This is a genomic window from Chitinophaga agrisoli (genome assembly GCF_008386695.1).
In the GTDB taxonomy this organism is placed as follows: Bacteria; Bacteroidota; Bacteroidia; order Chitinophagales; family Chitinophagaceae; genus Chitinophaga; species Chitinophaga agrisoli.
Genome location: NZ_VUOC01000004.1, coordinates 3,440,538 through 3,453,546 on the forward strand (window position 1 = coordinate 3,440,538; position 13,009 = coordinate 3,453,546).

Genomic DNA, 13,009 nt, shown 5'->3' on the forward strand with positions numbered 1-13,009 from the left:
ATGGTTACACAAGCATACAGCAATCGTATCACGCAACTCTTTCATACGCAATATCCTATTATACAGGCCGGCATGATCTGGGCCAGCGGCTGGCGTTTAGCCAGTGCGGTAAGTAATGCCGGAGGCCTGGGCCTTATTGGCGCAGGCAGTATGTACCCCGCGGTGCTGCAGGAGCATATCCGTAAATGTAAGGCTGCTACCAGCCAACCCTTTGGCGTAAACGTGCCGCTGTTGTACCCTGATATAGATCAGCTGATCCGCATTATTATAGAAGAAGGCGTAAAGATCGTATTTACCAGCGCCGGCAATCCCAAAACCTGGACGCCTACCCTTAAAGCAGCAGGCATAACCGTAGTGCATGTAGTATCCAGTTCTGCTTTTGCCCTTAAAAGCGAGGCCGCCGGTGTAGATGCCGTGGTAGCAGAAGGTTTTGAGGCCGGTGGGCATAACGGGCGGGAGGAGACCACCACTATGGTGCTGATACCAGCCGTATGCGCGCAGGTAAAGATACCGGTGATAGCCGCAGGCGGTATTGGCTCCGGAAAGGCCATGGCAGCGGCTTTTGCCCTGGGCGCAGAAGGCGTGCAGTGCGGCAGCCGTTTTGTAGCTACGCCGGAAGCCTCTTCCCATGAGCATTTTAAACAAGCCATCCTGCACGCAGGCGAAGGCGATACCATATTATCCCTTAAGAAAGTAACTCCTGTACGCCTGATCAAAAACCAATTCTATGACAGCATAAAAGCAGCGGAAGACCGCGGCGCCAACGCAGAAGAATTAAAACAACTGCTGGGCCGGAGCCGCGCCAAGAAAGGTATGTTCGAAGGACAGCTGGAAGAAGGCGAACTGGAAATAGGCCAGGTAAGCGCGCTGATAAATAACATCCAACCGGCTGCAGATGTAGTAGCAGAAATATGGAACGAGTTTAGGGAAACATGCCGGAGGCTAGCTGTTAATGGCGCTATCTAAATATCCACTTCGCGGCCTCTTTCAATGAGATCTTTTTCCCATACATCAATATACCCGTACGGTATATTTTCCCGGCCGCCCAGGTAGTAAATAAAAAGCCTGCTATCAGGCATATAATGGAAAGCCCCAGTTCCCAGTACGCCACGGTGCCGGGCACCCCATAAGGCAAACGCGCCATCATTACCATAGGAGAAGTAAACGGAATAATGCTGCCCCATACCGCCAGCGCGCTGTTAGGGTTTTGCACAGCGGAGATCATGATCATAATACCAATGATCACCGGCAGGGTAATAGGAAAAGTAAGCGCCTGCACATCATTGGGATCTTCATTTACCAGGCTGCCCACCGCGGCAAACAGGGATGAGTAGAACAGGTAACCACCCAGGAAATAGAACAGGAAACAGCTCACCAGCAAGCCCCAGTTAATGCTGCCCGTTACATAGTTAAGCTTTTCCATCGCTTCTACCATAGCGGCATTGCTGGTATTCTGCGCAGCTGCGCCGTGATTGAGCGCCTGCACGCTGTCCGGCGAAAGGAAGAGGGGCAACAGCAATTGTATACCCACGAGCAATACCGCCCAGATAAGGAACTGCAACAGGCCTACGCCGGCAATGCCTACGATCTTACCCATCATCAGCTGGAAAGGTTTTACGCTCGAGATCATCACTTCCGCTATACGGCTTACTTTCTCTTCCATTACGCCACGCATCACGGACATACCAAATACCATCAGGATAATATAGATGATAAACCCGCTGCTGTAGCCTACTGCATAGGCAACGGTAGAGCTCCCCTTCTTCTCATCTTCGCCACTGCGGAAATCAATATCTATATTGCTTTTGGCTTCTTCCAGCTTTTGCCGGTCAATACCCGCTTGCTCCAGCCGTTTCTTTTCTATGATATCGTTCACCTGCCGGTTAAGGTTGCTTTCCAGTGTCATGCTGGCGCGGCCTTTACTGTAATAGGCAATGCCGGTAGGGCGGTTTAGATCCAGCTCCGGTATATACAGCACTCCGTCATAACCGTAAGTGTCGTAGGTATGTTTGAATGTATCAATATCTACAAGGGTGAGCGGTTTAAAGTAGATGCCCTTTGCATCCGGCATATTACCGGTGAAGAGCTTACTTTCATCTATCACGGCAATACGTTTGTTATCATCTCCCTTAACGGCGATGAGTACCGGTATGATGACCACGCCGGCAAAGAATACAGGAATCAGGAACGTTAGCAGCAGAAAGCTTCTTTTGCGTACGCGGGTATAGAATTCCCTTTTTATGATGAGCCATATCTTATGCATCTTGCGTAGTTTTCTGTACCTGGGTAATGAATATTTCGTTGAGGGTGGGCAGGATCTCTTCAAAAGAGGTGACCGGTATCTCCTGGCGGATGAAGTGCAGGAGTATATCGTTGGTGGTGCTGTCCTCATTCAGCTTTACGATATAGGCATGGTCGTGCTGCTCCACAATAGTAAAATGGTAAGTGGCCATCTGGGCAAAATTGGGAATAGCCCCCACGCCTATGCGGAAGAGATGCTGTTTGAATGTTTGGCGGATCTCCCTTACCGGGCCATCCAGCAGCTTTTCTCCTTTATTTACCAGGATAATGCGGTCGCAGATCTCCTCTACCTGCTCCATACGGTGGGTGCTGAAGATGATGGTGGTGCCTGTACGGCTCATCTCAAAGATCTCCTGTTTGATCAGGTTGGCGTTCAGCGGGTCCAGGCCGGAGAAGGGCTCATCCAGTATAAGCAGGGAAGGCTGGTGCAGGATGGTGGAGATGAACTGTACTTTTTGCTGCATGCCTTTACTCAGCTCCTCCACTTTTTTGTTCCACCAGCCGTTCATATCAAACTTATTGAACCAGTGTTTCACTTTCTCCTTTGCCTCTTTTTCAGACAGGCCTTTTAGCTGCGCCAGGTACAAGGCCTGTTCCCCTACCCGCATTTTCTTGTACAGGCCTCTTTCTTCCGGCATGTACCCAATGGCGTGTACGTCCTGCTCCGGGTTAAAGGGACGGTCTTTGAACAGGATCTGTCCTTCATCCGGGTAAAAAATGCCCGTGATCATGCGTAGCAGCGTGGTTTTGCCCGCGCCGTTAGGCCCTAGCAGCCCAAAAATGCTGCCCTGCGGGATGACGAAACTAATGTCATCCACCGCTTTATGGGTGGCATAGTATTTTTTCAGGTGTTTAACCTCCAGTAAATTCATACCAATGAATGTAGAATATTAATAGAAGATTTACAATCTTATTCCATGACAGGCTTTACGGTGTATCCGCCGGCCCTTAACAGGCGGATCACGCCTTTCTCTCCCGCCAGGTGCCCGGCGCCTACAGCAAAGAAAGTGCTGCCGGCTTTCATGATAGCGGGCATACGTTGTACCCAGTTGGCATTCCGTACCTCCAGCAGCCAGTAGCGGCTCTGCTCATCCATGCTTTTATCCGCTGTCATCATCTTATACATTGCTTCCACATCTTCCGCTTTGTAGTATTGGACAGACAACAACGTTTCCTTTTTCATATCATCAAAACCGGTCAGCTGCTGCAATACATATTCATCTGTAAAGGCCTTATTGAAGTAGTCCGCTTCTTCTTCCATGGTTTCCAGCCCGCTAAGGGTGATGTGCCGGCTGTCTGCCATGTTCTTAAACTCCTCTTCGTAAGAGCGGGTGCTATCACAGCTAAATGCTTTCTGCGCCATCAGGGCAGCTAATACAGACAAGCGGAAATTATCAAACGGTTTTAAGGGAACGCCTGCCTGCTTTTGCAGTAATGAGTCCAGCCAGGCATAACGCTCCGGTGAGAGACGTACGCTCTGCGGCGTATCTGACAGCATCTTCTGCTGCAGTACCACCAGCTCATTGGGGTCGAACATGTTTACCTCCAGCACCAGTTTGCCGGTGCTGGCAAAAACCCGCCGGGTTTTGTCAGATACGGCAAAATCGCCGGGGCACATGAGGTGCATGGTACCATATATATAGGAGGGCTGTTGCAGGCCATTGCCGCTTATCTCCCAAAGCAGTGATCTTTCCAGGGGACGCTGGGCGGCAGCGGTGGGCGCGCACGCGAAGATAGCCGCCAGCAGGGCTGACAGGGAGTACATCAAATTACGCATAGTGTTGGGATTCTTTATTGGCAAAGTAGCTGTTATTGTTTTGTTTGTATGATGGCGTCTACCACCCGTTCTCCATCCATGGCAGCAGATACAATACCGCCGGCATAACCCGCGCCTTCTCCACAGGGGTACAATCCCTTTATCTGCGGGTGCATCAGGGTGTCGTTATCCCTGGGTATGCGCACCGGGGATGAGGTACGTGATTCTGTGGCCACCAGGATGGCTTCATTCGTATAATATCCTCTCATCTTACGGCCAAAGGCTTTGAAGGCCTGCGCCAAACGCGTGTATACGGCAGCTGGCAATACCGTACGGAGATCTGCGCTTTTTACGCCAGGCACGTAGGAGCAATCTGGCAGTGTGGCAGACAGTTTCCCGTTTACGAAGTCCGTCATACGCTGCGCCGGCGCCACAAACTGGCCGCCGCCTGCCTGGTAAGCCTGCTGCTCTACCATCTGCTGATAATACATAGCCGCTAGCGGCCCCTTATGGGCGAAGGGCGCAAAGTCTGTTTCGTCTACGGTTACGACCATACCGGAATTGGCAAACGGGTTATTGCGTTTAGAGGGCGACCATCCGTTCACTACTAACTCGCCAGGATTGGTAGCGGCGGGTGCAATAATGCCACCCGGGCACATACAGAACGAAAATACGCCTCTTCCCTGCACCTGCTCTACCAGGCTATAACTGGCGGGGGGCAAATATTCGCTTCTTACCGGGTTATGATACTGCGCACTGTCTATAAGCGACTGCGGATGTTCTGCGCGCACGCCCAGCGCAAAAGGTTTGGCTTCGATAAGGATCTGTTGCTGGTGCAGCATTTCAAAGATATCGCGGGCAGAGTGGCCGGTAGCCAGTATTACATGCTGCGCATCAAAGCTGTTGCCGGCGGCTGTTTGCACGCCGGTCACCTCACTGTTGCGCAGGCGCAGGGCAGTTACCTTTTCATTGAAATGCACTTCTCCGCCGCTGTTGATGATCTGCCCGCGCATAGCGGTAATGATATGCGGCAGCTTATTGGTGCCAATATGCGGATGCGCTTCGTATGCTATTTTTTCCGGTGCGCCAAAATGAACAAAAATGCCCAATATGCGGTTTACATCTCCACGTTTTGTAGAACGTGTATACAACTTACCATCTGAGTAAGTGCCGGCGCCGCCTTCTCCAAAACAGTAATTGGACTCCGGGTTCACTTCACCGTTCTTATTGAGCGCAGCCAGGTCGCGGCGGCGTGTGCGCACATCAGGCCCGCGCTCCAGTACTACCGGTTTTATACCTGCCTCTATACAACGTAATGCCGCAAACAACCCTGCGGAACCGGCGCCTACGATCACCACCCGCGGCGCATCCGGTGGCAGCGTATCATATATTGGTATGAAGGTATTCCGTTCCTGGAATGGCTCATTCACAAACGCCTGTATGGTAAGAAGGAAGTATATATTACGGGAACGCGCGTCTATAGAGCGCTTTAATATATTATATCCGGTAATGGACTTTGCCGGTATGCTCAGGGCAGCGGCTATATGACCAATAATGGTGATATCTGAAGCCGCTTCCTGCGGGGATAGTTTAAGAGAGAGCTGTTGTATCATGCAGGTTAGGTATTTATCCTAAAAAATGCAATTGAGTGAAAACTGAAAGGTGAATAGCGAAACCTCCGCTATTCACCTTTCATATCTTTTATCCGGTTTGCTTAGAACGGAAGATCGTCTGTATCCTGCGCACCACCACCCTGCGAAGCAGGTACTTCCTGAGAGGTGTTGTAGTTAGGCATGCGGTCAGCTCCGGGAGCTGCGCCAGCTACTACAGATTCCATACGCCAGGCGTCGAGGTTGGTAATGTAGTTTACCTTACCGTCTTTTTCCCAACGGGTACCTTTAATATTGAAGTATACTTTTACGGTTTCTCCTTCATTAAAACGGTCTACGATATTTGTACGATCCTGTACGCACTGGAACTTAATATAGTTATTGATAACCCGTCCGTTGATATCATCAGATTTTTCGATAACGAATTCCCTTGTTTTAAAGGTTTCGCTGCGTTGCACCGTATTATACTTCACGATCAACTTTCCTATGATTTCAAAACTCATAAAAATATTTTTTTAACTGTTCAGATGCGCCAAAGATAGGTATTTGACTGTATTGTAAGGAAATAAATTTTACACAGGCTATGCACGCTGGCGCAGTCATATAATAAATTTGCACGGTATTTGATATAGGGAGGGCGATTTTTTTTAATGCAGATACTAACATAGTTTTGCACGCTCTAACAAATTTGTTAACGATTAGTGAACATTCAAAACGTACCATATTATTTTATCAGTTCTATATGCAATTCTATGCTAAATGGGTTAATCAAAATTAGAAGCAACTGTATATCAGACCGCTGTATTTTACCTTTATTACATTAGTGTAAAACGCAATAGAATCAACGCTTAGAGGGACGTGGAGTGGTACAAAAATAAGTACGGAAAGACTGTCATTACAGGGAGATAAACAAGGGTAGATAAATTTTTTTTTTCAACATTTTCTACAGATATTCGTCGTCCTGTCTGAAAGTTTTTCAACATCCACCGTTGGGGAATTTTGAATTCGAGAACATCCTTAATTAACAACAAATAATTTTTTTTTGCTCAATGAATAAAACTTGCGAACAAGTTTGGGAAAGGTGTCTTAATATAATTAGGGATATTGTGGAATGGCAGCCATTTAAGACCTGGTTTGAACCTATTAAGCCCATCAAACTTGAAAACAATGTTTTAACGATACAGGTACCGAGCCAATTCTTTTATGAGTATCTGGAAGAACATTATGTAGGATTACTTGGAAAGACGATCAAACGGGAATTAGGTAAAGAAGCAAGGTTAGAGTACAGGATAGTAGTAGAGAACGGCACACCGCACCAGCATCCCAAAACGGTGAATATGCCAACCCAGTTCACTAAACCCCAGAAAGACAGTGAGGTAGATTTTCCGTTAACCATACAGAATCCAGTAAAGAATCCTTTTGTTATTCCTGGCATCAAGCGTGTACAGATTGATTCACAATTGAATCCGAACTACACTTTTGATTCCTTTATTGAAGGTGATTGTAACCGTGTAGCAAGAAGAGCCGGTAAAACTGTATCCGAGAAACCCGGAGGTACATCCTTTAACCCACTGGTGGTATATGGCGGCGTTGGCCTTGGCAAAACGCACCTGGCACAGGCCATCGGTAATGAAGTAAAACGCGTACATCCTAATAAAGCGGTGCTGTATGTTAGCGCTGAGAAGTTCATCAACCAGTTCATTGATCACTCTAAGAACAGTATTATCAATGACTTTATTCACTTTTATCAGTTAATAGATATACTGATCGTTGATGATATCCAGTTCTTTGCCCGTGCAGAAAAAACACAAGATGCGTTCTTCGCCATCTTTAACCACCTGCATCAGTCCGGTAAACAGCTGATCCTTACTTCCGATAAACCGCCCAAAGACCTGGACGGATTACAGGAAAGACTGCTGAGCCGTTTCCGTTGGGGTCTGAGCGCCGACATGCAGATGCCGGACTTTGAGACCCGTATGGAGATCCTGGAGATGAAGATGCGTAATGACGGGCTGGAGATGCCAAAGGAAGTGATCAAGTACGTGGCTTATAATATACAGAGCAATGTACGCGAACTGGAAGGCGCACTGATCTCCCTGCTGGCACAATCTTCCCTGAACCGTAAGGAGATAGACCTGGAACTGGCCAAGCGGGTATTGAAGTCTTTTGTAAAGACCTCTTCCAAAGAGATCACCATCGAAAGTATTCAGAAGATGGTATGCGAGTATTTTGATGTTCCGTATGACAAGCTGTTGCAGAAGACCCGTAAGCGTGAGATCGTACAGGCCCGCCAAATTACCATGTACCTGGCTAAATCCTTTACCAAGAACTCATTAAAGACCATCGGCGAACATTTTGGCGGTCGCGATCACACCACGGTGATCCATTCCTGCCAAACCGTAAAAGACCTGATGGATACAGATATTACTTTCCGCGACAGTGTAATTGAATTACAACAGAAAGTGCAGTTGGCAGCCATGTAAGTAATGGCGCTCCTTGTTGATCAACGACCCTCGAACCTTATTTAAAAAAGTCCTGGTATAATACCAGGACTTTTTTTGTGCTATACCATTAGGTGATAGCGATATTCCCCCGCCAACTTTATTTATTACTTGAAGTGGGTACGTTATATATTATTGCCTCCATCGTCTGTATACCGCAGCTGTTGTATCCTATATATTATTACCTGCAGTATTAACCTACCTGCAGCTATTGTACCCTATGCATTTTTACGATCAATAGTAATTAGCTTCTGTTGTTATATTCTACATATTATTACTATCAATACTTGTTAACTGCTATTGCTATACCCTATATATCTATACGAGTTTACCTGCAGACATGGTATCTCATATATTATACCATCAATATTTAATCCACCTGCAGGGGTTACTCATGCATAATTTATCTCAGTATTCATTGCATTTGCGGTTGTTGAACTATGTATTTTGTTAATGATTTGTTATTCACGGACCGAAGATATTAACCTGTATACTTTACAAGCGCCGGCTTTAATTATTACTTGAAGTATCAGATTACGGATCACTAACCTCATCATTTGTCCGGCTCATCAAAGCAGCATCTTATAACCACATATTAGCCGCATAACGAACGCGACTATAGACGATCTCATAAAATTCCGTAATAATAAATCTTTCAGCCATGACAACCTCTCATCACGCCAGCAGCCTTACGAACAAACAGTGCTGACCAATGGCCACGACAACCATCAGCTACGCATTACCCGCTGGCCATGTTCATTCATTGGTATAAGAACGTTGTCCGTCTGCCACCGCATAGGCGCTACTCCGGCTTATCAATACGATCCTCGTAAAATGCCTGCTGCACTTTACTTCCACCCGTATTGAAAAACCTGTCCGTAGCCGAAATAGCCGCCCGCGCCGGGTTTTCCGAACAAACCATCCGTAATCAATTGAATATTGCTTTACATCGCCTGAAAGTCAAATGGAACACTATTACGTGGTTATTCTCCTGAGGAAATGGGTAACACTAAACACTTGTCGATAGCTACATTTGCTGTACTTTCCTTCCTACTATAATACAACAGCTGATATGACTAAATTGTTAAGTTATTTTACAAAAATAGTTACTCCATCTGCTGCTCCATTTTTGTGCTGAATATCACCAGCTGACACAGGACGCACCCTTGGGTCTGGATGGGCATGGTGAGTGCATGGAACCGGTGAGTGGGACCAGGGCAAGGAGCCATGGCCCCAAAGCTGCCATCACCAACCTGGTGCAGCTTACAATCACCAGATGGTAATGAAATTTTAATACCCGGATGCGCCAAGCCACTGGCGTACTTCATCCCCATATTGTATTTTAGGGGCCAGATAAACGTTTTTATGCATATACATTTCCGGAACATCCTGCTGTTGTTGATTGGAGCCATGCCTGGCGCATTTGCACAATCCGTTACGTATACCACTGCCAATGCGCATGCGCATAATGACTACGAACATCCCATCCCGTTCTATACGGCCTATTATAAGAACTTTGGCTCTATTGAGGCGGATGTGTTTTCCCGCAATGGCCAGCTATATGTAGCGCATAACGAAAAAGCCATTGACAGCAGCCGTACCCTGACCAGGTTATACCTGCAGCCCTTACGGGACATGATCCGGAAAAACAATGGCCAGCCGTTTAAGAACGGCCGCCCGTTACAGCTGCTGATAGATTTTAAGACCGATAGCATACAGACCATGCGCACCCTGGTACAGCAATTACAGCAGTACCCGGACATTACTACCAATCCCAAAGTACAGCTGGTGATCAGCGGCAGTCAGCCGGTACCGGCACAGTGGACGGAATACCCGGCCTATATATTGTTTGACGGCAAACAGAATCTTTCCTATACCGCTGCCCAGCTGGCGCGGGTGCCTTTATGCAGCTACGATCTTAAAGGTTATACCCAATGGAATGGCAAGGGCGTAATGGTGAAGGCAGACCGGCAGCGGGTACAGGCGCTGATCGACAGCGTACACCAGCTGCATAAGAAGATCCGTTTCTGGGCCTCTCCGGATAATGTAAATACCTGGATCACCCTGGCTAATATGGGCGTGGACTATATAGGCACGGACAACGTAGAAGGACTGGCTGCCTTCCTGGATAGCCGCCCGGCATCTGAGTACAGGGCTGTAACAGATACACATGCTTTATACCACGCGCGTTATATCAACAACGATAAACCGTCCAAAGTAAAGAACGTGATCCTGCTGATAGGCGACGGCATGGGCCTGGCGCAGATCTATGCCGGTTATACTGCCAACCGCGGACAACTGAACCTGCTGCAGATGCTGAACATTGGCTTTTCCAAGAACAGCGCTTCAGACAGCTATATCACAGATTCTGCCGCCGGCGCTACCGCTATGGCTACCGGGCAAAAGACCAATAACCGCTATATTGGTGTAGACGCCACCGGCGTAAAACACCCGGCCATCCCTGACCTGGTGCAACGTTATGGTATGGAAAGCGCGCTGATAAGCGCCGGCGATATTACAGACGCCACACCCGCCGCTTTCTACGGCCATCAGCCGGAGCGCTCCATGCAGGACGCCATTGCCGCTGATTTCCTGAATAGCCCCGTGAGCATTATGATAGGCGGTGGCATTGCCCATTTTGACCGCTCCGTGAATAACAGGCCTTCTCCCGCTTCCCAGCTTCAACAGAAGGGATACACCATCGCCCGCAGCTTTGCCGCGCTGGATACCATACAATCCCGCAAATGGCTGCTGCTGGATGATGCCGCCGTAGTACCCATGTTACAGGAACGTGGCGCCTTCCTGACCCGCTCTTTACAAAAGACCATGCAAACCCTGCAACAGAACAAAAAGGGTTTCTTCATCATGGCAGAAGGCGCCCAGATAGACGCAGGCGGCCATGCTAATAACGTGCCTTATGCCGTTACAGAAATGCTGGATTTTGACGCCGCCATTGGCGCCGCTATGCAGTTTGCGGACAGCAACGGCGAGACGCTGGTGATCGTTACGGCAGACCATGAGACCGGCGGTCTTAGCCTGCTGGGAGGCGATATCCGCAAAGGCGAGGTGAACGGGCATTTCAGCACAGATGACCATACATCGATAATGGTGCCTGTATTTGCTTACGGCCCGCATTCCCTTGATTTCAGGGGCGTATATGAGAATACTGCATTATTTGACAAGATCATGAAGATCTTAGCAGACCACTAACGGTCTGCTAGGATGGACAATAAAAACCAGATCCACCGCGGCCACATTTCAGTCTTAATGTTCATCTTGCAATTGTGCCAACAGGCATCAGACGGGTAACAACCTAGCCAGGGAGTCGTTAATTTATGACTCTTCATACCACAACTAATGATGCAATACCATGTGTCCGGGAAAATGATGGCCTATATTACTGTGAGCAATGAAATTCCCAAGTCCCATCAACAGCACCGTTTAGCTGCCGCCACCTATATTGAATTTACGCAGGGCCCTTTTGGGGCCATCCTGTTACAACGGGTTGTAAACGGCGATTGGACCGTACAGCTGGCCCAGTTCTTTATTTCCCGCCAGGTGCGCCTGTACCCGGTAGCCCAGCAGCCGTTAGGCATATTACATTGTATGCTCGAAGGCCGGATCCCCTGCATATTACAGGGGTTTGGCGATGTGATGCTGCGGGAAAAGGAGTGGCGCTTTTTTTATGTGCCTGCCGGCAAACGTAACACAGCTATGTTCTCCAAAGGTTATTACGAATCATTCCAGATAGGCCTTTCCCCCGCCTATCTATCCCGCTTTGCGCACAACGGCTCTCCCTTGCGGGAGGTGCTCCGCCGGCTGGAGCATACATTGCCGGAGGGCTATGAAGTAGGGCCCTGCCCATTGAGCCTGCAAACGCTGGACCAGGTGGAAAAGATGCGGCACACACAGATCACCGGCCCTACCCGCAACCTGTATTACCAGGCACGCATCAATGATCTAATGCTGTTATACCTGGCCTCCCTGGAGCAAATGTCCCAGCAACGCAACAAGACAGTGGCCAGGTATGAAAAAGAGATGAAACAGCTGGCAGATTATATTGCCGATAACCTGGAAAAGCAATTGATAGTGCCGCAGCTGGCCGCTAAAATGGGATTACATGTGCAGATAGTCGAGAAAGAGTTTAAGAAAGTACACCTGCAAACCATCAAATCTTTTATACTGGAGCAACGTATGAAACGGGCCAGGTACCTGTTAACAGAAGGAAAGATGCCTATCGTGGAAATAGCCTATACCGTGGGATATGGAGATGCCGCCTACTTTAGTAATGTATTCAAGAAACAATCCGGTATTACGCCCACTGCTTATCAGAAAGCAAAAAAAGACAGCACAGATAAGCCTTTGCCATGAAAAGAGCGGTTATTCTGCAAAAATTACAAGCATACTGCCTGTAATATTACAAGCAGATCCAAATGGATTTGCTGACATTTGCGAAAGGCAAAGGAAGTAACTCAAAATACTGTTAAAGAAAATCTGGCTTTTAACCTATATGATTACTGGAATTGCCCGCCCTGGCCTTGTCCTCTTCTGATTTTTTGTTGGAAAAACTAATGCTATCACCTATGCGCAAAAAATCCCCGACGTCTCCGGTGCCGGTGCATCCTACGCATGCCCATGCCATTTTGGGCAGTGGGCCGGTTACCCCTGAAATGCAGGACATCCTCACAGGCATAGACACATATGACCCCGTTACACAGGCCGCCACAGAGCAATACCTGCGGGACGCAGTAGGTAAGCTTTTTATAGCCGCCCTGCAACAGGTATACGAGCAACAACAGACCATCCTACGGAAAGAGAATGAGGAATAAATAGCACGTTCC

General features: G+C 48.1%; 10 protein-coding genes. 5 read left to right on the forward strand and 5 right to left on the reverse strand.

The features are described 5' to 3' along the window. Positions 1 to 966 (forward strand): NAD(P)H-dependent flavin oxidoreductase, encoded by a 966-nt coding sequence (locus tag F0L74_RS32565; RefSeq protein ID WP_149842044.1) that lies wholly within the window; start codon positions 1 to 3, stop codon positions 964 to 966. On the opposite strand, the gene F0L74_RS32570 is transcribed toward F0L74_RS32565, so the two are convergent. The 5 genes from F0L74_RS32570 to F0L74_RS32590 form a co-directional block, all read right to left on the reverse strand. Next, a complete protein-coding gene (locus F0L74_RS32570) occupies positions 959 to 2,263 on the reverse strand; it encodes an ABC transporter permease (RefSeq protein ID WP_149842045.1) in 1,305 nt (434 codons plus the stop codon). The genes F0L74_RS32565 and F0L74_RS32570 overlap by 8 nt on opposite strands. Further along, positions 2,256 to 3,173: an ABC transporter ATP-binding protein gene (locus F0L74_RS32575; protein WP_149842046.1), complete on the reverse strand. Its 918-nt coding sequence runs from the start codon at positions 3,171 to 3,173 to the stop codon at positions 2,256 to 2,258. Before F0L74_RS32575 ends, F0L74_RS32570 begins: the two co-directional genes overlap by 8 nt. A 38-nt stretch (positions 3,174 to 3,211) precedes the next feature. Further along, complete coding sequence (locus F0L74_RS32580; protein WP_149842047.1) at positions 3,212 to 4,078, reverse strand: TraB/GumN family protein; 867 nt, start codon at positions 4,076 to 4,078, stop codon at positions 3,212 to 3,214. A 32-nt stretch (positions 4,079 to 4,110) separates the two neighbouring features. Further along, positions 4,111 to 5,670, reverse strand: a complete 1,560-nt coding sequence (locus F0L74_RS32585; RefSeq protein ID WP_149842048.1) for an NAD(P)/FAD-dependent oxidoreductase — start codon at positions 5,668 to 5,670, stop codon at positions 4,111 to 4,113. A 101-nt stretch (positions 5,671 to 5,771) separates the two neighbouring features. Next, entirely contained in the window at positions 5,772 to 6,170 is a 399-nt protein-coding gene (locus F0L74_RS32590) for a DUF3127 domain-containing protein (protein WP_149842049.1), read from the reverse strand. A 546-nt stretch (positions 6,171 to 6,716) separates the two neighbouring features. Here F0L74_RS32590 and dnaA point away from each other — a divergent pair. The 4 genes from dnaA (at position 6,717) to F0L74_RS32610 (ending at position 12,997) form a co-directional block, all read left to right on the forward strand. Further along, positions 6,717 to 8,150, forward strand: coding sequence for a chromosomal replication initiator protein DnaA (gene dnaA, locus F0L74_RS32595; RefSeq protein ID WP_149842050.1), 1,434 nt, complete (start codon positions 6,717 to 6,719; stop codon positions 8,148 to 8,150). A 1,383-nt stretch (positions 8,151 to 9,533) separates the two neighbouring features. Continuing rightward, positions 9,534 to 11,378, forward strand: coding sequence for an alkaline phosphatase (locus tag F0L74_RS32600; protein WP_149842051.1), 1,845 nt, complete (start codon positions 9,534 to 9,536; stop codon positions 11,376 to 11,378). A 147-nt stretch (positions 11,379 to 11,525) separates the two neighbouring features. Continuing rightward, positions 11,526 to 12,539: a helix-turn-helix domain-containing protein gene (locus F0L74_RS32605; protein WP_149842052.1), complete on the forward strand. Its 1,014-nt coding sequence runs from the start codon at positions 11,526 to 11,528 to the stop codon at positions 12,537 to 12,539. A gap of 212 nt (positions 12,540 to 12,751) precedes the next feature. After that, complete coding sequence (locus F0L74_RS32610; protein ID WP_149842053.1) at positions 12,752 to 12,997, forward strand: hypothetical protein; 246 nt, start codon at positions 12,752 to 12,754, stop codon at positions 12,995 to 12,997. The last annotated feature ends 12 nt before the right edge of the window (positions 12,998 to 13,009 follow it).